The organism is Streptomyces sp. NPDC085481, assembly GCF_044541845.1.
Classification (GTDB): domain Bacteria; phylum Actinomycetota; class Actinomycetes; order Streptomycetales; family Streptomycetaceae; genus Streptomyces.
Genome location: NZ_JBITTJ010000024.1, coordinates 19,344 through 41,602, shown reverse-complemented (window position 1 = coordinate 41,602; position 22,259 = coordinate 19,344). Strand labels below are relative to the sequence as shown.

20 protein-coding genes are annotated in these 22,259 nt (G+C 73.1%); 15 read left to right on the top strand and 5 right to left on the bottom strand.

Annotated features, from left to right (window positions below; all coding sequences use genetic code 11):
* Positions 1–84 precede the first annotated feature (84 nt).
* From ACIGEZ_RS33435 to ACIGEZ_RS33395, 9 genes are all read left to right on the top strand, one after another.
* Complete coding sequence (locus tag ACIGEZ_RS33435) at positions 85–759, top strand: two-component system response regulator (RefSeq protein ID WP_399838920.1); 675 nt, start codon at positions 85–87, stop codon at positions 757–759.
* Positions 760–871: 112 nt separating this feature from the next.
* Positions 872–3,691, top strand: coding sequence for a DNA translocase FtsK (locus tag ACIGEZ_RS33430; protein ID WP_399838918.1), 2,820 nt, complete (start codon positions 872–874; stop codon positions 3,689–3,691).
* A gap of 210 nt (positions 3,692–3,901) precedes the next feature.
* On the top strand, positions 3,902–4,732 hold the full coding sequence (locus tag ACIGEZ_RS33425; protein ID WP_399838916.1) for a helix-turn-helix domain-containing protein: 831 nt from the start codon (positions 3,902–3,904) through the stop codon (positions 4,730–4,732).
* 73 nt (positions 4,733–4,805) lie between these two features.
* Complete coding sequence (gene rimO, locus ACIGEZ_RS33420; RefSeq protein ID WP_399838914.1) at positions 4,806–6,320, top strand: 30S ribosomal protein S12 methylthiotransferase RimO; 1,515 nt, start codon at positions 4,806–4,808, stop codon at positions 6,318–6,320.
* On the top strand, positions 6,317–7,027 hold the full coding sequence (gene pgsA / locus ACIGEZ_RS33415) for a CDP-diacylglycerol--glycerol-3-phosphate 3-phosphatidyltransferase (RefSeq protein WP_399838911.1): 711 nt from the start codon (positions 6,317–6,319) through the stop codon (positions 7,025–7,027). The genes rimO and pgsA overlap by 4 nt, the downstream gene beginning before the upstream one ends.
* The gene (locus tag ACIGEZ_RS33410; protein WP_399838909.1) at positions 7,024–7,557 is read left to right on the top strand and encodes a CinA family protein; all 534 of its coding nucleotides are present in this window, start codon (positions 7,024–7,026) and stop codon (positions 7,555–7,557) included. The genes pgsA and ACIGEZ_RS33410 overlap by 4 nt, the downstream gene beginning before the upstream one ends.
* Positions 7,558–7,666: 109 nt before the next feature.
* A complete protein-coding gene (locus ACIGEZ_RS33405) occupies positions 7,667–8,050 on the top strand; it encodes a helix-turn-helix domain-containing protein (protein WP_019889909.1) in 384 nt (127 codons plus the stop codon).
* A gap of 162 nt (positions 8,051–8,212) precedes the next feature.
* Entirely contained in the window at positions 8,213–8,683 is a 471-nt protein-coding gene (locus ACIGEZ_RS33400; RefSeq protein WP_399838906.1) for a Dps family protein, read from the top strand.
* A gap of 94 nt (positions 8,684–8,777) precedes the next feature.
* Positions 8,778–9,080, top strand: a complete 303-nt coding sequence (locus ACIGEZ_RS33395) for a hypothetical protein (RefSeq protein ID WP_399838903.1) — start codon at positions 8,778–8,780, stop codon at positions 9,078–9,080.
* Here the strand turns inward: ACIGEZ_RS33395 and ACIGEZ_RS33390 are convergent.
* The 3 genes from ACIGEZ_RS33390 to ACIGEZ_RS33380 form a co-directional block, all read right to left on the bottom strand.
* The gene (locus ACIGEZ_RS33390; protein ID WP_399838900.1) at positions 9,028–9,792 is read right to left on the bottom strand and encodes an SDR family NAD(P)-dependent oxidoreductase; all 765 of its coding nucleotides are present in this window, start codon (positions 9,790–9,792) and stop codon (positions 9,028–9,030) included. The genes ACIGEZ_RS33395 and ACIGEZ_RS33390 overlap by 53 nt on opposite strands.
* A gap of 36 nt (positions 9,793–9,828) precedes the next feature.
* Positions 9,829–10,629 carry an Fpg/Nei family DNA glycosylase gene (locus ACIGEZ_RS33385; RefSeq protein ID WP_399838897.1) on the bottom strand — a complete coding sequence of 267 codons (801 nt, stop codon included), beginning with the start codon at positions 10,627–10,629 and terminating at the stop codon, positions 9,829–9,831.
* Positions 10,630–10,742: 113 nt separating this feature from the next.
* Positions 10,743–15,389: an ATP-dependent helicase gene (locus tag ACIGEZ_RS33380; RefSeq protein ID WP_399838895.1), complete on the bottom strand. Its 4,647-nt coding sequence runs from the start codon at positions 15,387–15,389 to the stop codon at positions 10,743–10,745.
* Positions 15,390–15,632: 243 nt separating this feature from the next.
* Between ACIGEZ_RS33380 and ACIGEZ_RS33375 the strand changes: the two genes are divergently transcribed.
* The 3 genes from ACIGEZ_RS33375 (at position 15,633) to ACIGEZ_RS33365 (ending at position 17,645) form a co-directional block, all read left to right on the top strand.
* Positions 15,633–16,520, top strand: a complete 888-nt coding sequence (locus ACIGEZ_RS33375; RefSeq protein ID WP_399838892.1) for an AraC family transcriptional regulator — start codon at positions 15,633–15,635, stop codon at positions 16,518–16,520.
* 124 nt (positions 16,521–16,644) lie between these two features.
* The gene (locus ACIGEZ_RS33370; RefSeq protein WP_399838932.1) at positions 16,645–17,340 is read left to right on the top strand and encodes an AzlC family ABC transporter permease; all 696 of its coding nucleotides are present in this window, start codon (positions 16,645–16,647) and stop codon (positions 17,338–17,340) included.
* Positions 17,337–17,645 (top strand): AzlD domain-containing protein, encoded by a 309-nt coding sequence (locus tag ACIGEZ_RS33365; RefSeq protein WP_399838889.1) that lies wholly within the window; start codon positions 17,337–17,339, stop codon positions 17,643–17,645. The genes ACIGEZ_RS33370 and ACIGEZ_RS33365 overlap by 4 nt, the downstream gene beginning before the upstream one ends.
* Before the next feature lie 246 nt (positions 17,646–17,891).
* Here ACIGEZ_RS33365 and ACIGEZ_RS33360 read toward each other — a convergent pair whose 3' ends face one another.
* Positions 17,892–18,836 carry a hypothetical protein gene (locus ACIGEZ_RS33360; protein ID WP_399838887.1) on the bottom strand — a complete coding sequence of 315 codons (945 nt, stop codon included), beginning with the start codon at positions 18,834–18,836 and terminating at the stop codon, positions 17,892–17,894.
* 79 nt (positions 18,837–18,915) lie between these two features.
* On the opposite strand from ACIGEZ_RS33360, the gene ACIGEZ_RS33355 reads away from it, so the two are divergent.
* Both ACIGEZ_RS33355 and ACIGEZ_RS33350 read left to right on the top strand, forming a co-directional pair.
* Complete coding sequence (locus tag ACIGEZ_RS33355) at positions 18,916–19,110, top strand: DUF3046 domain-containing protein (RefSeq protein WP_399838884.1); 195 nt, start codon at positions 18,916–18,918, stop codon at positions 19,108–19,110.
* A gap of 214 nt (positions 19,111–19,324) precedes the next feature.
* Positions 19,325–20,464, top strand: a complete 1,140-nt coding sequence (locus ACIGEZ_RS33350) for an AI-2E family transporter (protein ID WP_399838881.1) — start codon at positions 19,325–19,327, stop codon at positions 20,462–20,464.
* Positions 20,465–20,580: 116 nt separating this feature from the next.
* Here the strand turns inward: ACIGEZ_RS33350 and ACIGEZ_RS33345 are convergent, their stop codons facing one another.
* Entirely contained in the window at positions 20,581–21,174 is a 594-nt protein-coding gene (locus ACIGEZ_RS33345) for an MBL fold metallo-hydrolase (RefSeq protein WP_399838878.1), read from the bottom strand.
* A gap of 139 nt (positions 21,175–21,313) precedes the next feature.
* On the opposite strand from ACIGEZ_RS33345, the gene ACIGEZ_RS33340 reads away from it, so the two are divergent.
* Entirely contained in the window at positions 21,314–22,222 is a 909-nt protein-coding gene (locus tag ACIGEZ_RS33340; RefSeq protein WP_399838930.1) for a GlxA family transcriptional regulator, read from the top strand.
* The last annotated feature ends 37 nt before the right edge of the window (positions 22,223–22,259 follow it).

Sequence of the window (22,259 nt, the reverse complement as noted above, 5' to 3'; positions counted from 1 at the left end):
GAGTCGTCTTCTGGGGCGGCGCCCGGTGCTTCCCCCGGCTCGCCGAGCCGGAGCGAACCAGTGCCGGGGCGAGGAGGACGGGGCATGGTGCAGAAGGCCAAGATCCTCCTGGTCGATGACCGGCCGGAGAATCTGCTGGCGCTGGAGGCCATTCTCTCGGCGCTCGATCAGACGCTGGTGCGGGCATCGTCCGGGGAGGAAGCGCTCAAGGCGCTGCTGACCGACGACTTCGCGGTCATTCTGCTGGATGTCCAGATGCCGGGAATGGACGGTTTCGAGACGGCCGCGCACATCAAGCGGCGCGAGCGGACCCGGGACATCCCCATCATCTTCCTCACCGCCATCAACCACGGCCCCCACCACACCTTCCGTGGGTACGCGGCGGGCGCGGTCGACTACATCTCCAAGCCCTTCGACCCGTGGGTGCTGCGCGCCAAGGTCTCCGTGTTCGTCGAGCTGTACATGAAGAACTGTCAGCTCCGTGAGCAGGCCGCGCTGCTGCGGCTCCAGCTCGAGGGCGGCAGCCCCGGCGGCCACGCCAAGGAGTCCCCGGGCCTGCTCGCCGAGCTCTCCGCCCGCCTCGCCGCGGTCGAGGAGCAGGCCGAGGCGCTGTCCAAACAGCTCGACGACGACTCCGCCGACGCGGCCGCCGTCGCCACCGCCGCGCACCTGGAGCGCAAGCTCACCGGACTGCGCCGGGCGCTCGACGCCCTGGAGCCCGGCACGGGCGGCGCGCCCACGCTTCCCTCGCAGAACTGACCGCAGGCCATGCAGGCGCCCGCCGTGAGCGGGCGTCAGTTCGGCGCCCCACAGGGGCGACACGAACGGGTGAGCTGTTTTCCCGGCGGCCTGCACCGGTAACCTCAGCATCATGGCCTCACGTACGTCCGGCAAGGGTTCCCAGGGCACGGCGGGCACCGCGAAGCCGCGCGCCGGCCGTACGACCGGCACCGCGAAGAAGGCGGCGCCCGCCAAGTCCCCCGCCAAGCCTCCCGCGAAGAAGGCGCCGGCCAAGAAGGCCGCGCCCGCCAAGCGCGCGCCCGCGCGCAAGGCCGCGGCGAAGAAGGCCGCACCGCGCCCGGCGCCGTCCCCGACCGGGGGCGTGTACCGGCTCGTACGCGGCCTGTGGCTGGGTCTCGCGCACGGCGTGGGCGCGATGTTCCGGGGCATAGGGCGGGGCGCCAAGGGCCTCGACCCGGCCCACCGCAAGGACGGCCTCGCGCTGCTGCTGCTCGGTGTGGCCCTGATCGTGGCCGCCGGGACCTGGTCCAGTCTGCGCGGGCCCGTCGGCGACCTCGTGGAGATGCTGGTCACCGGCGCCTTCGGGCGCCTCGACCTGCTCGTACCGCTGCTGGTCGGCGCGATCGCCGTGCGGCTGATCCTCTACCCGGAGAAGCCCGAGGCCAACGGCCGGATCGTGATCGGCCTGTCCGCGCTCGTCATCGGCGTCCTCGGGCAGGTCCACATCGCCTGCGGCTCGCCGGGCCGCGGCGACGGCACCGAGGCCATGCAGGACGCGGGCGGGCTCATCGGCTGGGCGGCCTCGAAGCCGCTGGTCTTCATGATGGGCGAGGTCCTTGCGGTGCCCATGCTGGTGCTGCTCACGATCTTCGGGCTGCTCGTCGTCACCGCGACCCCCGTCAACGCCATCCCGCAGCGGCTGCGCGCCCTCGGCGCCCGGCTCGGCCTCGTCGAGCCGGAGTACGAGCCCGAGGAGGGCGCCGGACGCGAGGGGTACGACGGGTACGGCGAGGACTGGCGCGACGAGGGCCCCCGGCCGGCCCGGCCGGGCCGCCGGCGCGCGCCCGGCCAGGGGCAGGAGTACGACCCCGACCGGGCGGAGGCCGCGGCCCTGCAGCGGCGTGGCCGCCCCCGCCGTACGCCCTCCTCGTCCGCCTTCGACACCAGCGGGCTCGACCCCGTCGACGTGGCCGCCGCGGCGGCCGCCGCGCTCGACGGCGCGGTACTCAACGGCATGCCGCCGTCCCCGCTGGTCGCCGACCTGACCCGGGACGTCACCGCCGAGCGGGCCGCCGCCGTGGCCGCCGCCGCGGCCGGGGCCGCCCCCGAGGCGCCCCAGGCCCCGATGGCCCCGGTGCCGACCGCACGGGGCGCCGCCAGGGACCGCTCCGGCGGGGGAGTGCCGGACCTGACGAAGCCGGCGCCCGAGCCCACCGACCTGCCGCCGCGGGCCGAGCAGCTCCAGCTCTCCGGCGACATCACGTACTCGCTGCCCTCCCTGGACCTCCTCGAGCGCGGCGGCCCCGGCAAGACCCGCAGCGCCGCCAACGACGCGATCGTCGAGTCGCTCACCAACGTCTTCGCGGAGTTCAAGGTCGACGCGGCCGTCACCGGCTTCACGCGCGGGCCGACGGTCACCCGGTACGAGGTCGAGCTCGGCCCGGCCGTGAAGGTCGAGAAGATCACGGCCCTGACGAAGAACATCGCGTACGCGGTGGCCTCACCCGACGTCCGGATCATCTCGCCGATCCCCGGCAAGTCCGCCGTCGGCATCGAGATCCCGAACTCCGACCGGGAGATGGTCAACCTCGGCGACGTGCTGCGTCTGGCCGCCGCCGCGGAGGACGACCACCCGATGCTGGTCGCGCTCGGCAAGAACGTCGAGGGCGGCTACGAGATGGCCAACCTGGCGAAGATGCCGCACGTCCTGGTCGCCGGCGCCACCGGCTCCGGCAAGTCCTCGTGCATCAACTGCCTGATCACGTCGATCATGATAAGAGCGACCCCCGAGGACGTCCGGATGGTGCTCGTCGACCCCAAGCGGGTCGAGCTCACCGCGTACGAGGGCATCCCGCACCTGATCACGCCGATCATCACCAATCCCAAGCGGGCCGCCGAGGCGCTGCAGTGGGTGGTGCGCGAGATGGACCTGCGCTACGACGACCTGGCCGCATTCGGCTTCCGGCACATCGACGACTTCAACCAGGCGATCCGCGACGGCAAGGTGCAGCCGCCGCTGGGCAGCGAGCGCGAGCTGCAGCCCTACCCGTACCTCCTGGTGATCGTCGACGAGCTGGCCGACCTGATGATGGTCGCCCCGCGTGACGTCGAGGACGCGATCGTCCGCATCACCCAGCTGGCGCGTGCGGCCGGCATCCACCTGGTGCTGGCCACCCAGCGGCCCTCCGTGGACGTCGTCACCGGTCTGATCAAGGCGAACGTGCCCTCCCGGCTCGCCTTCGCCACCTCCTCGCTCGCCGACAGCCGGGTCATCCTCGACCAGCCCGGTGCCGAGAAGCTGATCGGCAAGGGCGACGGGCTGTTCCTGCCGATGGGCGCCAACAAGCCCGTCCGCATGCAGGGCGCCTTCGTCACCGAGGCCGAGGTCGCGGCCGTCGTGCAGCACTGCAAGGACCAGATGGCGCCGGTCTTCCGGGACGACGTCACCGTCGGCACCAAGCAGAAGAAGGAGATCGACGAGGACATCGGCGACGACCTCGACCTGCTGTGCCAGGCCGCCGAGCTGGTCGTCTCGACCCAGTTCGGCTCCACCTCGATGCTCCAGCGCAAGCTGCGCGTGGGCTTCGCGAAGGCCGGCCGGCTGATGGACCTGATGGAGTCGCGCAACATCGTCGGGCCGAGCGAGGGGTCGAAGGCGCGGGACGTGCTCGTCAAGCCGGACGAGCTGGACGGGGTACTCGCCGTGATCCGCGGGGAGCCGGAGAGCTGACGGGGCCGCCGGATCGAGACCGGGTCGAGACTCACTCGTAAGGGAACACGGGCAACCGTTTCCCTTGGGCGTACGTCAAGTTGGAGGGAGGGACGGGTCGATGTCCCAGCCTCATGGCGTACAAACGACACCCGCCCGGTTGCCCCACCCTTTCGTACCACCCATAGACTGAACGTCCAGCAGGTGGCTACACGCTCGAAAGGCGCTCTCGTGTCCATCGGCAACTCCCCCGAATCCCCCGAGGACGACCGGAACTTCCCGGCAGATGACCGGGATTCGATCGGTCGTGCCCTCCAGCAGGCCCGTGTCGCCGCTGGTCTCACCGTCGAAGAGGTCAGCGCCTCCACCCGTGTGCGCGTCCCGATCGTGCACGCGATCGAGGAGGACGACTTCTCGCGCTGCGGCGGCGACGTCTACGCCCGCGGGCACATCCGCACGCTCGCGCGCGCCGTCGGTCTCGATCCGGCATCGCTGATCGAGCAGTACGACGCCGAGCACGGTGGTCGTCCCGCCCCGACCCCCGCCGCCCCCCTCTTCGAGGCGGAACGCATCCGCCCCGAGCCGCGCCGCCCCAACTGGACCGCCGCCATGGTGGCGGCCATCGTGGCCGTCGTCGGCTTCGTCGGTTTCACGATGTTCAACGGGACCGACGGCCAGAACGGGACCGCCGCGGTCGCGGAGGGCCCGGCGCCGGCGACCAAGACCACCACCCCCAAGCCGGTCAAACCGGCCGACCCCAAGCCCGTGCCCTCCGAGAGCGTCATCGCGGCGGTCCCGCAGGACAAGGTCACCGTCAAGCTCACCGCGACCGACGACAAGAGCTGGATCTCGGCCAAGGCGCACGACGGCAAGCTGCTCTTCGACGGACTGCTCCTCGCGGGCGAGTCCAAGACCTTCCAGGACGACGAGCGCATCGATCTGGTCCTCGGCAACGCCGGGCCGATCGAGCTCTACGTCAATGGCAAGAAGGTCGAGGACTCCTTCGAGTCCGGCCAGGTCGAGCGCCTGTCGTACACCAAGGGAGACCCCGAGGCCGGCTGAGCCGTGTGACGGCCGTCGCGCAGGTGAACCCTGCGCGACGGAGGTACGGCCGGGACAAAGTAGTCTTGAGTCCATGCCCGAACGCCGTACCGTCGCCCTTGTCACTCTCGGCTGCGCCCGTAACGAGGTGGACTCGGAGGAGCTCGCAGGCCGCTTGGCAGCGGACGGCTGGGAGCTCGTCGAGAACGCCGAGGACGCCGATGTCGCCGTCGTCAACACCTGTGGGTTCGTCGAAGCCGCCAAGAAGGACTCCGTCGACGCCCTCCTCGAAGCCAATGACCTGAAGGACCACGGCCGCACCCAGGCCGTCGTCGCCGTCGGCTGCATGGCCGAGCGCTACGGCAAGGAGCTCGCCGAAGCCCTGCCGGAAGCCGACGGAGTGCTCGGTTTCGACGACTACTCCGACATCTCCAACCGCCTCCAGACCATCCTCAGCGGCGGCAGCGTCGAGGCGCACACCCCGCGTGACCGGCGCAAGCTGCTGCCGCTGTCCCCGGTGGAGCGCCAGCAGGCCGCCGCGTCCGTGGCGCTGCCCGGGCACGGGGCAGTGGACGCCCCCGAGGCGCCCGCGGCCGAGGCCCCCGAGAACGTGCCGGCCGACCTGCCCGAGGGCCTCGCCCCGGCCTCCGGCCCGCGCGCGCCGCTGCGGCGCCGGCTCGACACCAGCCCCGTCGCCTCCGTGAAGCTGGCCTCCGGCTGCGACCGGCGCTGCTCCTTCTGCGCCATCCCGTCCTTCCGCGGCTCCTTCGTCTCGCGCCGCCCCTCGGACGTGCTGAACGAGACGCGCTGGCTCGCCGAGCAGGGCGTGAAGGAGATCATGCTGGTCTCCGAGAACAACACCTCGTACGGCAAGGACCTCGGCGACATCCGCCTCCTGGAGAGCCTGCTGCCCGAGCTCGCGGCGGTCGACGGCCTCGAACGGGTCCGGGTCAGCTACCTGCAGCCCGCCGAGATGCGCCCCGGCCTGATCGACGTGCTCACCTCGACCGAGAAGGTCGCCCCGTACTTCGACCTGTCCTTCCAGCACAGCGCGCCCGACGTGCTGCGGGCGATGCGCCGCTTCGGCGACACGGACCGGTTCCTGGAGCTCCTGGAGACCATCCGCTCCAAGGCGCCGACCGCGGGTGCCCGCTCCAACTTCATCGTCGGCTTCCCCGGCGAGACCGAGGCGGACTTCGCCGAGCTGGAACGCTTCGTCACCCACGCCCGCCTCGACGCGATCGGCGTCTTCGGCTACTCCGACGAGGACGGCACCGAGGCCGCCACGTACGAGCACAAGCTCGACCAGGAGGTCGTCGACGAGCGTCTCGCGCACCTGTCCCGGCTCGCCGAGGAGCTGACCGCCCAGCGCGCGGAGGAGCGGATCGGCGAGACCCTGGAAGTACTGGTCGAGTCGCTTGACGACGAGGACGGCTGGATCGGCCGGGCCGCCCACCAGGCGCCCGAGACCGACGGCCAGATCGTCCTCACCGCCGACTCGACCGAGGGCCTCGAGCTGGTCCCGGGCCGGATGGTCAGGGCCAAGGTCGTCGACACCGAGGGCGTCGACCTGGTGGCCGAGTGTCTTTTCGAGGAGGCGGGCAGATGACCGGAGTCCCGGCATCCGCGACGGGCGGGACCGGTAGGCCGGCGCCGCCCCGCGGCAAGCTGGGCGCTGCGGCCGTCAACCAGGCCAGCCTGTGGAACATCGCGAACATCCTCACCATGATCCGGCTGGTCCTCGTGCCCGGCTTCGTGGTGCTGCTGCTCATGGAGGGCGGGCACGACCCCGCCATGCGGGCCTGGGCGTGGGCCGCGTTCGCCGTCGCCATGATCACCGACGTCTTCGACGGGCACCTGGCGAGGACGTACAACCTGGTCACGGACTTCGGGAAGATCGCCGACCCGATCGCCGACAAGGCGATCATGGCGGCCGGTCTGATCAGCCTGTCCGCGCTCGGCGACCTGCCCTGGTGGGTGACGGGAGTGATCCTCGCCCGTGAGCTCGGAATCACGGGGATGCGGTTCTGGGTGATCCGGCACGGGGTCATCCCGGCCAGCCGCGGCGGCAAGATGAAGACCCTCGCGCAGGGCACGGCGGTCGGGATGTACGTGCTCATGCTCACCGGTCCACTCGCCACCTTGCGCTTCTGGGTGATGGCGGTGGCCGTCGTGCTGACGGTGGTCACCGGTCTGGATTACGTGCGGCAGGCGGTCGTACTGCGCCGCAAGGGGCTCGCCGCGGAGCGCGCGGCGGCGGGCAGGCCCGGCTCGGACGCCGACGCGGGGGCCGGCCCGGAGGCCGACGCACGATGAACGAAGCCGCCCGGGTGCTGGAGCTGCTCGCGGAGCGTGGTCACACGCTGGCCGCCGCGGAGTCCCTCACGGGCGGTCTGGTGGCCGCGGAGCTCACCGGGGTACCGGGAGCATCGAAAAGCTTCCGCGGCTCCGTCACGGCCTACGCCACGGCCCTGAAGGAGCAGCTGCTCGGCGTCGACGGGACTCTTCTGGCGGAGCGCGGCGCGGTCGATCCGGAGGTCGCGCTGCAGATGGCGGCGGGTGTCCGGGCCCGGCTCGGTGCCGACTGGGGCATCGCGACGACCGGGGTGGCGGGGCCCGAGCCGCAGGACGGCCAGCCCGTGGGGACGGTGTACGTGGCCGTCGCCGGGCCCGCGGGAGAGGGCGCCGGAGCCGGGAAAGTGGCCTCGCTGCGGTTGAACGGCGATCGCGCGGAAATCCGTACAGAGACCGTACGGAGCGTGCTCGAATTGCTCCGTGAGTCGCTCGGCGGAGAACGCCCGGGAAATGCGCGGGCACAGGATACGGAACAGAACGGGGGAGATTGATGTTTGCAGCCATGAGTGAACACGACATCGCTCCCCGCACGGCCGCGGCGCGAGGCGGTACGGTGGGGCGTGAAGGATGCGGCTACGCGGTCCGAGGAGGGAGCCACCGATGATTCTGCTCCGTCGCCTGTTGGGTGACGTGCTGCGTCGGCAGCGCCAGCGCCAGGGCCGTACTCTGCGCGAAGTCTCCTCGTCCGCCCGAGTCTCACTCGGCTATCTCTCCGAGGTGGAGCGGGGGCAGAAGGAGGCTTCCTCCGAGCTGCTCTCCGCGATCTGCGACGCGCTGGACGTACGGATGTCCGAGCTCATGCGTGAAGTGAGCGATGAGCTGTCGTTGGCCGAACTGGCCGAGTCGGCAGCGGCGAGCGAACCGGTGCCGGCGCCGGTACGCCCGATGCTCAATTCGGTGTCGGTGACGTCGGTGGCAGGTGTGCCCACCGAGCGGGTGACCATCAAGGCGCCCGCGGAAGCGGTGGACGTCGTCGCCGCCTGAAACCGAAGTGGGGCGGAGCCCCGGTCGGTGCCCTGGTAGGGGTGCCCGGCCGGGGCTTTTCTCTTGCCGGGTGCACGGCGGTTCGGTCGGCTGCCGGTTGAGATGCCGGATTCCGGCAAGGCGTGCATGGTGGGGGAACGTACGACTGTTTGGAGATTCCGCATGTCTGTCGTGAAGAGCTCCCTGTCCGAGACCGCCCTCAAGACGGTCGGCAACGCCCTGCAGGGGGCACTGGTCGATCTGGTCGATCTCGCCCTGGTGGCCAAGCAGGTCCACTGGAACGTCATCGGGCCCCGCTTCCGTTCGATCCACCTCCAGCTCGACGAGGTCGTCAACACGGCCCGGCTGCACTCCGACACGGTGGCCGAGCGCGCCTCGGCGATCGGGGTGACCCCGGACGGGCGTGCGGCCACCGTGGCCTCGGCGAGTGCGATCGGCACCGTCCCGGAGGGCTGGATCAAGGACGTGGAGGCCGTGGGCATCCTGGTGGCCGCCTTGGGCGCGGTCGCGGCGCGGATGCGCGAGCGGATCGATGCCACGGGGGATCCGGACCCGGTGAGCCAGGACATCCTGATCGGCCTCACGGCCGACCTCGAGAAGCATTCGTGGATGTTCCAGGCGGAGAGCGCCTGATCATGGGATACGCGTCCCGTGCGCCGGGTCTGCCTCTTGTGCGCCCTCCCGCCGGGTGATCCTGCCGGACTAGCGTCGACCGGAGGAGGCGGCCATGGTACGGCGACGGGTTCCGCTGGTGACGCTCACGTTGGTCGCGGTCGGACTGGTGGCCGGTGGGCTCTGGTGGTGGGCGGTGGTGCGTCTGCTGCTGGTGCCGGGGGAGACGGGGCCTGTCGAGGGGGCGGTGGCCGCGGGCGGGTGGGGGTTGAGCCTGCTGCCGGTGCACGTGGCCGCCTCTTCCGGGCGGTCGTCTTCGGGGCGGTCTTCGGGGCACCCTTCGGGGCGGTCTTCGGGGCGATCCGTCACCAGGGCATCGCGACGCCGCCGTTGGGGCGCAGGATCTGGCCCGTCGTGAACGACGAGGCGTCACAGGCCAGGTGGAGGACCGCGTGGGCGATGTCCTCGGGTTCGCCGACCCGGCCGAGCGGTGAGACACGGACCATCGCCGCTTCCGCCTGCTCCTGGGCGGCCGGTTCGTGTCGGTCCGTCATGGGAGTGCGGATCCAGCCGGGGGCGACCGCGTTGACCCGGATGCCGTGCCGGCCGACCTCGGCGGCCAGGGTCTTGGTCAGCTGCACCACCGCCGCCTTGGCGACGCTGTAGCAGAGCAGACCCGGGCTCGCGGCGTCCATCGCGCCGGAGGCCATCGTGACGATGGAGCCCGGCACGCCGTGCTCGATCATCGAACCGGCCGCCTCCTGGCAGGCGTGCAGCACGCCCTTGAAGTTGACCGCGAGGACCCGGTCGAGGTCCTCCTCGCGGGTCTCCAGGACCGTGCTCGTGTGCATGATCCCGGCGACGGCCGCCATGACGTGCAGCGGACCCGCGGCGCGGACGGCGGTGGCGAGGGCCGTGCGGTCGCTGACGTCGAGGGCGTGGGTGTGCGCGGTGCCGCCCTGCCGGTCGATCCTGGCCGCGGTCTCCTTCAGGCCGTGCTCGTCGCGGTCCGCGCAGTGGACGCTCGCCCCGGCCTCGGCGAGGAGTTCGGCGGTCGCGCGGCCGATGCCGCTGGCGGCGCCGGTGACGAACGCGGTGCGGCCGGTGAGGTCGTACGCGGTGAGGGCCATGACCGGACCGTACGACCGGATCTGACGGTCCGTCAATTAGTGGGAGGGCTCCTCTTGCGGTCCCTTCTGGCAGCCGGGGCACCAGTACGTCACCCGGTCGGCCAGCTCCGCCCTGCGCACCGGGGTGCCGCAGCGCAGACAGGGACGGCCCTCGCGGCCGTAGACGTAGAGCCGCTCGGTGGGGCGGCGGGTCGTGGTGGTCCGGCGGTCGGGGCGGTCCTTGTTGGCCTCCAGGAGCCGGCGCGCGGTGGCCACGAGGCGCTCGGGGATGCCCGGGGCGAGCTCACCGACCGGCAGCCAGGGCGTGACGGCGGCGAGGAAGGCCAGCTCCGACTTGTACACGTTGCCGATGCCGGCCAGGTTCCGCTGGTCGAGCAGAGCCTCGCCGAGCGGGCGTGCGGGGTCCGCGGCCAGGCGGCGTACGGCCTCCGCGGGGTCCCAGTCAGGGCCGAGGAGGTCCGGGCCGAGGTGGCCGACGGCATGCTCCTCCTCGGCGGTACGGATCAGCTCCAGGACCGGGAGGCGGTAGCCGTACGCGGTGAACTCCGCGTTCCCGAGGATCGCGCGGATCTGGTGCGTGGGGCCCCCGCGTGGCCGCTCACCGGTGGCGTACACCCGCCAGGCCCCGTCCATCCGCAGGTGCGAGTGGAGCGTGAGCCCGCCCTCGATCCGGGCCAGCAGGTGCTTCCCGCGCGGGGTGACGTCGAGGACCCGGCGGCCCGTGAGGTCCGCGGTGGCGAACCGGGGCACGCGCAGGTCCGACCGCTCGAGCACCCGCCCGGCGAGCGCCGAGTCGAGCCGGCGGGCCGTGTGCCAGACCGTGTCTCCTTCGGGCATGGGGCCATGATCCCTCCGCCGGTACGAGCGGCGCAGTCGGGCCGGTCCTGCTGGTCCGGGGTGAGCGGGCCGGTCAAGTTGGTCCGGGGCGAGCGCCGGCCCCGGAGGGCGGGTCAGGCGCGCAGGCGGAGGCCCCGGGGGGTGGCGTGGAAGCCGGCGGCCTCCAGGGGGCGGGAGAGCGCTGAGGTCAGAGCGGTGGCGCCGTTGATCCGCTCGACCGTCACCGTGCCGAGGGAGCCCGCGGAGGCCGATGCCGCGAGGGCCTCCGCCGCCGCGCGCAACACAGGGGAGTCCGGGTCGGTCGGCCAGGAGAGCAGGGTCTTGCCACCGCGCTCCATATAGAGCGTGAGCTCGCCGTCGACCAGGACGACCATCGCCCCGGCCTTGCGGCCGGGCTTGTGCCCGGCGTCCGTCGGCGGCTCGGGCCAGGTGAGCGCTGCTCCGTACGCGTTCGCCGGGTCGGCGGCCGCCAGGACCACGGCCCGGGGTCCTGCGCCCTCCTCGGCGCCCCGGTCACGGGCGTTGGCCGCCGCGCGCAGCCGGTCGACGGCGCCGTCCATGGCGAACTGGGCCGCGCCGAGGCCCTCCACCACATAGCCACGGCGCGCCTGCCCGCTGTCCTCGAAGGCCGACAGGATGCGGTAAGTCGCCGAGAAGCCGCCCTCCACGCCCTCGGCGGCCACCGCGCCCCGGGTGACCACGCCGTGCCGGTCGAGCAGCGTACGGGCCAGGGCGTGCGCCCGGTGGGTCGGCTCCGGTTCCAGCGCGGGCAGCAGGGACCAGCGACCGCTGACCGTCGGCGGGCCCGTACGGGAGGCGGGGCGGGCGGAGGCGCTCAGCGTGCCGTACCGGCCGCGCGGGACCGTGCGGCGGGCGCGGTGGGCCGTGGAGCCGGCCGTGCGGCCCGAGCCGAGCAGGGAGCGCAGGGGGGCCAGCGTGTCGTTGGTGAGCCGGCCCGACCAGGCCAGGTCCCACAGCGCGTCGGCGAGCTGCGGGTCCGTGGCGTCCGGGTGGGTGGTGGCCCGCACCTGGTCGGCGATCTGGCGGAAGAACAGCCCGTACCCGCCGGTGAGCGCCGTCAGGACCGACTCGTGGAGCGCGGTGAGCTCCAGCGGGTGCGGCGGCGGCAGGAGCAGCGGGGCCGCGTCGGCCAGATAGAGCGAGATCCAGCCGTCCTTGCCGGGCAGCGCGCCGGCGCCCGCCCAGACGACCTCACCGGTCGTCGTCAGCTCGTCGAGCAGCGCCGGGGAGTAGTCCCGCACCCGGGACGGCAGGATCAGCTTCTCCAGGGCCGAGGCCGGCACCGGAGCGCCCTGGAGCTGCTCGATCGCCCGGGCCAGACCGTCGATCCCACGCAGGCTGTTGCTGCCCAGGTGCTGCCACTGGGGCAGGAAGGTGGCGAGGGCGGCCGGCGCCACCGGCTCCAGCTCGTGCCGCAGGGCCGCGAGCGAGCGCCGCCGCAGCCGGCGCAGGACGGCCGCGTCGCACCACTCCTGGCCGATGCCCGAGGGGTGGAACTCGCCCTGGACGACCCGGCCGGAGGCGGCCAGGCGCTGCAGGGCGCCATCGGTGACCGCCGCGCCGAGGCCGAAGCGGGCGGCGGCCTGCGAGGAGGTGAACGGGCCGTGGGTCCGTGCGTACCGGGCGAGGAGGTCGCCCAGCGGGTCCTTGACCGGCTCCGTGAACGCCTCGGGCACGCCGACCGGCAGCGCCGTGCCGAGCGCGTCCCGCAGCCGGCCCGCGTCCTCGATCGCCGCCCAGTGGCCGGCGCCGCCGATCCTGACCCGGATCGCCCGCCGCGCGCGGGAAAGCTCCTGGACCCAGTCGGCCTCGGCGCCCCGGGCGGCCAGCTCCGCGTCGGTCAGCGGCCCGAGCACCCGGAGCAGGTCGGCGACCCCCTCCAGGTCCTTGATCCGCCGGTCCTCGGTCAGCCACTGGAGCTCCTGCTCGAGCTCGGCCAGCACGTCCGCGTCGAGCAGCTCCCGCAGCTCGGCCTGGCCCAGGAGCTCGGCGAGCAGCCGGGAGTCCAGGGACAGCGCGGCCGCCCGTCGCTCGGCGAGCGGCGAGTCGCCCTCGTAGAGGAACTGGGCGACATAGCCGAACAGCAGCGAGCGGGCGAACGGGGACGGCTCGGGGGTGGTGACCTCGACCAGGCGGACCCGGCGGGATTCGAGGTCACCCATCAGCTCGGTCAGGCCGGGGACGTCGAAGACGTCCTGCAGGCACTCGCGGACCGCCTCCAGGACGATCGGGAAGGAGCCGAACTCGCTCGCCACCTGGAGCAGCTGAGCCGCCCGCTGCCGCTGCTGCCACAGCGGGGTGCGCTTGCCCGGGTTGCGCTTCGGCAGCAGCAGGGCGCGCGCCGCGCACTCGCGGAAGCGGGAGGCGAACAGGGCCGAGCCGCCGACCTGGTCGGTGACGATCTGCGAGATCTCGCCCTTGTCGAAGGCGACGTCCGCCGCGCCCACGGGCGCCTGCTCGCTGTCGTACGTGGTGTCGCCGAGCCGGCCCGGGTCCACCGGCTCGTGGTCGAGCAGGTCCAGGCCCATCAGGTCGGCGTCCGGCAGCCGCAGCACGATGCCGTCGTCGGCGTGCATGACCTGGGCGTCCATCCCGTACCGCTCGGCGAGCCGGGCGCCGAGGGCCAGCGCCCAGGGGGCGTGCACCTGCGCCCCGAAGGGGGAGTGGATGACGACCCGCCAGTCGCCGAGCTCGTCCCGGAACCGCTCCACCAGGATCGTCCGGTCGTCCGGCACATGGCCGCAGGCCTCGCGTTGCTCGGCGAGATACGCGAGCACGTTGTCCGCGGCCCACGCGTCCAGGCCGGCCGCGACCAGCCGCAGCCGGGCGTCGTCGGGCTGAAGGGAGCCGACCTCGCGCAGGAACGCGCCCACGGCACGGCCCAGTTCGAGCGGCCGGCCCAGCTGGTCGCCCTTCCAGAACGGCAGCCGGCCCGGCACGCCCGGCGCGGGCGTGACCAGCACCCGGTCGCGGGTGATGTCCTCGATCCGCCACGAGGTCGTACCCAGCGTGAAGACGTCGCCCACCCGCGACTCGTACACCATCTCCTCGTCCAGCTCGCCGACCCGGCCGCCGCCCTTCTTGGGGTCGGAGCCCGCCAGGAACACCCCGAACAGGCCCCGGTCCGGAATCGTGCCGCCCGAGGTGACGGCGAGGCGCTGGGCGCCGGGGCGTCCCGTGACCGTGCCGGCGACCCGGTCCCACACCACGCGCGGGCGCAGCTCGGCGAAGGCGTCCGAGGGATAGCGCCCGGCCAGCATGTCCAGGACCGCCGTGAACGCGGACTCCGGCAGCGACGCGAACGGCGCGGCCCGGCGGACCGTGGCGAGCAGGTCGTCCACCTGCCAGCTGTCCAGGGCGACCATCGCCACCAGCTGCTGGGCCAGCACGTCCAGCGGGTTCGCCGGGATGCGCAGCGACTCGATGGAGCCGCTGCGCATCCGCTCGGTCACCACCGCCGACTGCACCAGGTCGCCCCGGTACTTCGGGAAGACCACCCCGGTGGACACCGCCCCCACCTGGTGTCCCGCGCGGCCCACGCGCTGGAGCCCGGAGGCGACCGACGGCGGCGACTCCACCTGCACGACCAGGTCCACCGCCCCCATGTCGATGCCCAGTTCCAGGCTGGAGGTGGCCACCACGGCGGGCAGCCGGCCCGCCTTCAGGTCCTCCTCGACCTGGGCGCGCTGCTCCTTGGAGACCGAGCCGTGGTGTGCGCGCGCGAGCAGCGGCGGAGCGCCTTGGGCCGCGCCCGACTGGGCCATGATCTCGGCGGGCGGTGACCCGTCGGGCAGGGCCTCGCCGGTGGCCCGCTCGTACGCGATCTCGTTCAGCCGGTTGCACAGCCGCTCGGCCAGGCGACGGGAGTTGGCGAAGACGATCGTGGAGCGGTGTGCCTGCACCAGGTCGGCGATCCGCTCCTCCACATGCGGCCAGATCGACGGCTTGTCGCCGCCCTCCGGCCCGCCCGAGGCATCGGAGGACGGGGAGCCTCCCAGCTCGCCCATGTCCTCGACGGGCACGACCACGGAGAGGTCGAACTCCTTGCCGGACGGCGGCTGGACGATCTCGACCTTGCGCTGCGGCGAGAGATAGCGGGCCACTTCCTCCACCGGCCGGACCGTCGCCGACAGGCCGATCCGGCGGGCGGGCCGGGGCAGCAGCTCGTCGAGCCGCTCCAGGGACAGCGCCAGATGAGCGCCCCGCTTGGTGCCGGCCACCGCGTGGACCTCGTCCAGGATGACCGTCTCGACGCCCAGGAGAGCGTCGCGGGTGGCCGAGGTCAGCATGAGGAACAGCGACTCGGGGGTGGTGATCAGGATGTCCGGCGGCCGGGTCGCGAGCGAGCGCCGCTCGGCGGGCGGGGTGTCGCCGGAGCGGATGCCCACCTTCACGTCCGGCTCGGGCAGGCCGAGGCGCACGGACTCCTGGCGGAGGCCGGTCAGCGGGGAGCGCAGATTGCGCTCGACGTCGACGGCGAGGGCTTTCAGCGGCGACACGTAGAGCACGCGGCAGCGCTTCTTCGCGTCGGCGGGCCGGGGCGTGGCGGCCAGCCGGTCGAGCGAGGCCAGGAACGCGGCGAGCGTCTTGCCGGAACCGGTCGGGGCCACGACGAGCACGTCCGAGCCCGCGCCGATGGCCTGCCAGGCGCCCTCCTGGGCCGCCGTGGGCGCGGTGAAGGCCCCGGTGAACCAGCTGCGGGTCGCGGGGGAGAACGAGTCGAGCGCGGACCTGACCATGCCACCCATCGTGCACCCCGCCACTGACAACCGCCCGGACCTGGGGAAACCGGCTCGTGGAGGGATGCGGGGGTGGCGCAGAATGAAGGGATGGCGAGCAGTGACCGGAGGAGCGCGGACGCGGCGGCCGGTGGGGCCCGGAGGCCCGCGGCCGGTCGTGTCCAGGGCCGGGAGCCCGGTCGTGTCCAGGGCCGGGAGCCCGCTCGTGTCCAGGGCCCGGCGACCGGTCGCGCCGAAGGGGCGGTGTCGTCCGCACGTGTCCAGGGCCCCGCACGCGGTCACGACGAGGGCGCGGCGGTCGCGCAGGGTGAGCGGGCGCGTTACTGGCGGCCCGCCGGGCTTCCCGGGGTGGACCTGCTGCACGCCCACTACGTCCGCAAGTCGTTCTCCCGCCACACCCACGAGAGCTTCGTCTTCGCCGCGATCACCGAGGGCGTCGAGGCCTTCCACTACGGCAGCGACCTCGTCCAGGCCGGGCCGGGCCAGATCGCCCTGGTCAACCCCGACACCCCGCACACCGGGCACGCCGGGGTGCCCGAGGGGTGGACCTACCGCACGATCTACCCGGACGCCGAGCTGATCCGCTCCATCGCGGCCGACACGATCGCCCTGCGCGGCGACGTCGGCTTCACCGAGCCCGTCGTCGACGACCCGTACGCAGCCCAGCTCGTGATCGGGGTGCACCGCGCCGCCGAGGAAGGCAACGCGCTCGCCGCCGACAGTCTGCTGCGGCTGGTCACGGCACGGATGCTGCGCAGCCACGGCGGCCGGGTCAAGCCGCTGGCCCCCCGCGCCGCCGGGGCGCGCGAGGCCGCGCGTGCGCGGGCCGTCCTGGAGGAGCGGATGGCCGACCCGCCGACGCTCGAACGGCTCGCCGCCGATCTCGGCACCAGCCCCTTCGCCCTGCTCCGGGCCTTCCGCACCGCGTACGGCATGCCGCCGCACACCTGGCTGACCGACGCCCGGGTACGGCGGGCCCGCCGCCTCCTCGACACGGGGACGCCCCCGGCGGAGGCGGCCGTCGCCGTCGGTTTCACGGACCAGCCGCACCTGAACCGGCACTTCACGCGGAGCGTGGGAGTGCCCCCGGGGGCGTACCAGCGGGCGCGGGCCGGGCAGCGGGCCCGGTAGCGGGGGCGGGCGGAGCGTTCCGCGGCCGGGCGCAAGAACGTACAAGACCGGCCGGCCCCGCCCCCGTAACGTCGCCGACGTGGCAGAACAGACAGCACAGACAGCGCAGACAGCACCCCCCGTCATACGCGACGAACCCGCCCCCAAGAGCGACGCCGCCGTCGTCCGCGACGCGCTCGGGGTCGGCATCGCCGTCGGGCTCTCCGGCTTCGCCTTCGGCGTGACCTCCGCCGGAGCGGGTCTGAGCCTGCTCCAGACCTGTGCGCTGAGCCTGCTCGTCTTCACCGGCGCCTCGCAGTTCGCGCTGGTGGGAGCACTCGCGGCGGGCGGCAACCCGTTCACGGCCGCCGCCGGGGCCTTCTTCCTCGGCACCCGCAACGCCTTCTACGGGCTGCGGCTCTCCCAGCTGCTCGCGGTGCGTCGGCTGGTCCGGCCGTTCGCCGCCCAGTGGGTGATCGACGAGACCACGGCCGTCGCCCTGGCCCAGCCGGACCGGCGGACCGCCCGCATCGGATTCACCGTCACCGGACTCACGCTGTACGTGCTCTGGAACGTCACCACCTTCCTCGGCGCACTCGGCGCGGAGGCCATCGGCGACACCAATGCGTGGGGCCTGGACGCGGCCGGACCCGCCGTGTTCCTGGCGCTGCTCGCGCCCATGCTCAAGACGGCCACCGAACGCGCCACCGCGGCCCTCGCCGTCCTGCTCGGCCTCGGGCTGCTCCCGGTCCTGCCGGCCGGGGTCCCGGTGCTGGCCGCCGCCCTCGCCGCGCCCGCCGTGCTGTGGGTCAAGGGCCGCCGCAAGGAGGACGCCCGATGAACGTCTGGATCGCCATCGCCCTGACCGCGGCCGGGTGCTACCTGGTCAAGCTGCTCGGCCTGCTGGTGCCTGCCGACACCCTGGAGCGCCCGCTCGTCCAGCGCCTCGCCGCCCTCGTGCCGGTCGCGCTGCTGGCCGCGCTCACGGCCCAGCAGACCTTCAGCGCCGGGGGCGCCCTCACGATCGACGCCCGGGCCGCCGGGCTGGCCGCCGCGGGCCTCGCCCTGGTCCTGCGGGCGCCGTTCCTGGTGGTCGTCGGCGCGGCCGTCGCCGTCACGGCGGGGGTCCGGGCGCTGGGCGGCTGAGGAGCCCCCCTCGGGATCCCTCGGGCAGGCCCTGGCGCCCCGGGACCGGCCCCGCGCCATGAGGCCGGATCCCGGGCGGCCGGGGAGGCGCGTCAGCCGATGCGCCCCGTGACGCGTCAGCCGATGCGCCGCGTGACGGGTCCGCTGATGCGCCGCGTGACGGGTCAGCCGACCGCCGCGTGATGTGCCAGCCGATCTGTCAGCCGATGCGTCCGCCGATGGGTCAGCGGATGCGCCTCCGGCGTGTCAGCCGATCACGCGCCCGTGCGCCCGCAGCGTCCGCAGCGCCTCCACGGTCGCGATCGGCCGCCATTCCAGCGCCGAGCCCGGCGCCCACTGACGCCAGGTGACCGGCCAGCCGCCGTCCTCCTGCTGGCTCGCTGCGAGATGGTCGAGGGAGCGGGCCATCTCCTCGTCCGTGAACCAGCGGCGGGCCAGCGAGTCGGGTACCCGCGCGTAGTCGTACGGGTAGTGGTACTCGCCCGGCGCGTAGCCGTCCGCCACCGGGAAGTCCTCCGGCCGGTCGGGGTCGAGCACCGCGAGCCGCTGCTCGCGCACCATGCGCCCGAGCCGGTCGCTGGCCGCCTGGGCCCTGGCCCGGTCGGGGACCCCGTCGAGGAAGGCGACGGCGGCCTCGACCTCGTACGGATGCGACTTCTCCAGCGACTCGACGGCCGCCCAGCAGAACTCGGTGGCCCGGAACAGCCAGGCGTGCCAGACCTGGTTGCGGTGCAGCAGCCCGACCACCGGTCCGGTGGAGAGCAGCGCGCCGGGCGGGGCGTCGACGACGGGGACGAACGGCGCCACCGGGTAGCCGCGCTGCGAGGGGTGGATCGCGGGCAGCGCGCCCTCGTGCGTCGACACCTCGGTCAGATAGCGGCAGATCCGTTCGATCCGCAGCCCGCCGCAGCGGCCGATCGAGTCGAGCACCCGCAGCGCGTGCGCGGTGTGCAGGGGCTGGCTGACCGGCCCGCGCAGATCGGGTTCGAGGGCGTGGCCGTAGCCGCCGTCCTCGTTGAGGTACGCGGTGAGCGCGGTCTCGACCGGGTCGGCGGAGGCGCGCAGGAAGTGGTAGGCGAACCGGCGCTGTTCGAGGACGCGGGCGGTCAGCCAGACGAAGTGCTCGGCCCGCGCGAGGGGCGACTCGGGCGGCGCGGGCGGGGCGGGTGACTCTGGGGGATATCCGGCCATGTTCCGACCGTAGGCGGGAAAGGTCGCCTGACAAGGGGTACGGCCGGGGCTGCACCCTTGAGGGCGGGATACTGGGGTCATGCGGTTGACGATTTTCTGGGAACGGATGGCCGACCACTTCGGTGCGTCCACTGCGGAGACCTTCGCCACGGACCACGTGATGGCGGAACTCGGCGGTCGTACGGTGAACGAGGCGCTGGACGCGGGCTGGGAGGCGAAGGACGTGTGGCGGGCGGTGTGCACGGCCGTCGGCGTACCGGCCGAGAAGCGATGATCTGAGGGCTCAGGGCCGGATTGTCCGCACGGTGCGCGAGACTGGCGGGGTGGCCCCGACTGATTCGAACGACGAGACCGACGACACCCGTAGGACGACGCCCACCGAGCAGGCCGTCCCTACGGCGGCCCCCACGGCTCCCGGGGGTCCCGTCGCGCCCGGGGGGCCCGCCGATTCCGGGCCTCCGGCCGCTCCCGGGGCTCCGGCGGCGAGAATGCCGCGCTGGCTGCCCCGCGCCCTGGTGCTCGCCCTCGCCCTCTACGCCTGCTTCCAGCTCGGCAGCTGGGCCTTCCACCAACTCGTCGGGCTGCTCGTCAACATCCTGCTCGCCTTCTTCCTGGCCCTCGCCATCGAGCCGGCCGTGGGGCGCATGGCGGCGCGCGGGATGCGCCGGGGGCTTGCCACCTTCATCGTCTTCTTGGCCGTCCTGGTCGTCGGCGTCGGCTTCGTCGTGCTGCTCGGCTCGATGCTCGCCGGCCAGATCGTCGACATCGTCGAGAACTTCCCCAAGTACCTCGACTCGCTGATCAACTGGACCAACCAGCACTTCCACACCGAGCTGTCCCGGGTCGAGGTCCAGGACAGCCTGGTGCGCTCGGACTGGCTGCGGAAGTACGTGCAGAACAGCGCGGCCGGTGTCCTCGACGTCTCGGCGACTCTTCTGGGGGGTCTCTTCAAACTCCTCACGATCTTCCTCTTCGCGTTCTACTTCGCGGCCGACGGGCCGCGGCTGCGCCGTGCGCTGTGCTCCGTCCTGCCGCCGGCCAAGCAGACCGAGGTGCTGCGGGCCTGGGAGATCGCCGTCGACAAGACCGGCGGATACCTCTACTCCCGCGGCCTGATGGCGCTGATCTCGGGCGTCGCCCACTTCGTGCTCTTCGAGATCCTGGGCATTCCCTACGCGCCCGCGCTCGCCGTCTGGGTGGGTGTCGTCTCGCAGTTCATCCCGACCATCGGCACCTATCTGGCGGGGGCGCTGCCGATGCTGATCGCCTTCACCGTGGACCCCTGGTACGCGCTGTGGGTGCTGGTCTTCGTCGTGGTCTACCAGCAGTTCGAGAACTACATGCTGCAGCCGAAGCTGACTTCCAAGACGGTGGACATCCACCCTGCGGTGGCCTTCGGCTCGGTGATCGCGGGCACCGCGCTGCTCGGTGCGGTCGGCGCGCTGATCGCCATCCCCGCCGTCGCCACGCTCCAGGCCTTCCTGGGCGCCTATGTGAAGCGTTACGCCGTGACCGACGACCCGCGCGTGCACGGTCACCGGCGCTATGGGCAGGCCGTCGTCGCCCGCCTCCAGAAGGCGCTGCACCACAAGAAGGAGCAGCAGGAGGACGAGGCCGACGGTCAGTGATAGGACGGGCCCGTCACCCGGTGCCGGAAGGGGTGCCCTGTGATGGACGCGGATCCCCGGGGCCGCGGGTCTTGAGGGACGCGTGCCCGTCCCGCGTCGGACCCGGAGGACACCGCCTAGAGCGGGGTGGTGTCGTCGCCCTCGAAGGGGCCGCCGTGCCCGGGCACGATCAGGTCCGCCGCGGCGAGGACCCGCAGCCGCGAGGCCCGCAGGACGTCGCGGTCCGGGGCCACCGGATCGTCCGCCGGGCCGTTCGCGTGCCACCACAGGTCGCCGGCGAAGGCCACCACGCCCGAGTCCGTGCCCGCCAGCAGCGTGATGTCCTCGGCGCTGTGGCCAGGGGTGAGGATCAGCCGCAGCGACGGGGTGAGTTCGTAGCCCTCCGCGTCCCGGTTCTTCCACTGGTCGCCCTGGTACTCCACCTTGTGGTCGTGCACCCGGGCACGGCCGAAGAGGCCCACGTTCATGGTGTTGTCCGGGTGGTGGTGGCTGAGCACCACATCGGTGATGTCCTCGGGGGCGAGGCCCAGTTCGGCGAGCGGGCCGAGGATGTCGTCGTGGCTCGCCACCATGCCCGGGTCGAAGATCACGTGGCGTCCCGCGTCGGAGACGTACGAGACGGTGGCGGCCACCCCGGGGCCCGTGGAGCCCACGTAGCCGGTGGTGAGGACCTTGAAGGCGGCGCTGCGGCCGAGCGGTGCGTCTGTCATGGCTTTGATCCTTCCGGGTGCGGCAGTGATGCACGAGTGGCACTGCTGCCTCTCATCGCAGGATTCGTGCCATCTGTGCCACACTGCGGGCGTGCCGCCTTTCAAGACCATCGCCGCGTACGCCCCGCCCGGCGTCGGCATGCTCGCCGTGGGCATCGTCACCGAGGTGTTCGGTCCCCACGGAGCGGCGGCGCCCGGCTTCGACTTCGCCCTGTGCGCCGACCGGCCGGGACCGGTGCCCACGGACTGCGGAGTGCCGCTCTCCACCGGGCACGGCGTCGACCGGCTCGCCGCCGCCGATCTGCTGATCGTCCTGCCCGGCGCCGAATTCCGTACCCCTCCGGGTCCCGCCGTACTGGACGCGCTGCGGGCCGCGCACGAGCGCGGCGCCGTGGTCGCGGCCCACTGCGTCGGAACGTTCGCGCTCGCCGCCGCCGGACTGCTCGACGGCCGGCGGGCGACCACGCACTGGCGGTTCGCCGAACTCCTCGCCGGCCGCCACCCCGAGGTCACCGTCGAACCCGACGCGCTCTACGTCGACGAGGGGAACATCGTCACGGGCGCTGGAGCCGCCGCGGGCTTCGACCTGTGCCTCCACCTGCTGCGGCGGGAGCACGGTGCCGCGCTGGCCAACGCCGTCGCCCGGGACATGGTGCTGCCCTCCCACCGCGAGGGCGGGCAGGCCCAGTACCTGACCGCGCCCGTCCCCCAGGACGGCGAGGACGAGCGGCTCGCCGCGGTTCTCGGCTGGGCCCGCGAGCACCTTCACGAGCCGCTGCCCGTCACGGAACTGGCCCGCCGCGCCACCATGAGCAAACGCACCTTCGCCCGCCGCTTCACCGCCGCGACCGGCACCACCCCGCACGCCTGGCTGCGCGGCCTGCGCCTGAGCAGGGCCGAGGAACTCCTGGAGACCACGGACCTCCCGGTCGAGGAGATCGCCCGCCGGGTCGGCTACGGAAGCGCGGCCGTGCTGCGCGAGCAGTTCGTACGGCGCCGAGGCGTGCCTCCCCGTTCCTACCGGCGCGCCTTCACCAGCGCGCCGTAGGGCGGGGCGCCGAAGGCTCGCCGGCTCGGCGCATCAG

Excerpts from the sequence above, each read along its gene's own strand:
- rimO (WP_399838914.1), top strand. The coding sequence starts at position 4,806 with ATGCCCGAACGCCGTACCGTCGCCCTTGTCACTCTCGGCTGCGCCCGT.
- ACIGEZ_RS33395 (WP_399838903.1), top strand. The coding sequence starts at position 8,778 with ATGGTACGGCGACGGGTTCCGCTGGTGACGCTCACGTTGGTCGCGGTC.
- pgsA (WP_399838911.1), top strand. The coding sequence starts at position 6,317 with ATGACCGGAGTCCCGGCATCCGCGACGGGCGGGACCGGTAGGCCGGCG.
- ACIGEZ_RS33365 (WP_399838889.1), top strand. The coding sequence starts at position 17,337 with ATGAACGTCTGGATCGCCATCGCCCTGACCGCGGCCGGGTGCTACCTG.
- ACIGEZ_RS33400 (WP_399838906.1), top strand. The coding sequence starts at position 8,213 with ATGTCTGTCGTGAAGAGCTCCCTGTCCGAGACCGCCCTCAAGACGGTC.
- ACIGEZ_RS33410 (WP_399838909.1), top strand. The coding sequence starts at position 7,024 with ATGAACGAAGCCGCCCGGGTGCTGGAGCTGCTCGCGGAGCGTGGTCAC.
- ACIGEZ_RS33435 (WP_399838920.1), top strand. The coding sequence starts at position 85 with ATGGTGCAGAAGGCCAAGATCCTCCTGGTCGATGACCGGCCGGAGAAT.
- ACIGEZ_RS33380 (WP_399838895.1), bottom strand. The coding sequence starts at position 15,389 with ATGGTCAGGTCCGCGCTCGACTCGTTCTCCCCCGCGACCCGCAGCTGG.
- ACIGEZ_RS33360 (WP_399838887.1), bottom strand. The coding sequence starts at position 18,836 with ATGGCCGGATATCCCCCAGAGTCACCCGCCCCGCCCGCGCCGCCCGAG.
- ACIGEZ_RS33405 (WP_019889909.1), top strand. The coding sequence starts at position 7,667 with ATGATTCTGCTCCGTCGCCTGTTGGGTGACGTGCTGCGTCGGCAGCGC.
- ACIGEZ_RS33340 (WP_399838930.1), top strand. The coding sequence starts at position 21,314 with ATGCTCGCCGTGGGCATCGTCACCGAGGTGTTCGGTCCCCACGGAGCG.
- ACIGEZ_RS33345 (WP_399838878.1), bottom strand. The coding sequence starts at position 21,174 with ATGACAGACGCACCGCTCGGCCGCAGCGCCGCCTTCAAGGTCCTCACC.
- ACIGEZ_RS33390 (WP_399838900.1), bottom strand. The coding sequence starts at position 9,792 with ATGGCCCTCACCGCGTACGACCTCACCGGCCGCACCGCGTTCGTCACC.
- ACIGEZ_RS33350 (WP_399838881.1), top strand. The coding sequence starts at position 19,325 with ATGCCGCGCTGGCTGCCCCGCGCCCTGGTGCTCGCCCTCGCCCTCTAC.
- ACIGEZ_RS33430 (WP_399838918.1), top strand. The coding sequence starts at position 872 with ATGGCCTCACGTACGTCCGGCAAGGGTTCCCAGGGCACGGCGGGCACC.
- ACIGEZ_RS33355 (WP_399838884.1), top strand. The coding sequence starts at position 18,916 with ATGCGGTTGACGATTTTCTGGGAACGGATGGCCGACCACTTCGGTGCG.
- ACIGEZ_RS33385 (WP_399838897.1), bottom strand. The coding sequence starts at position 10,629 with ATGCCCGAAGGAGACACGGTCTGGCACACGGCCCGCCGGCTCGACTCG.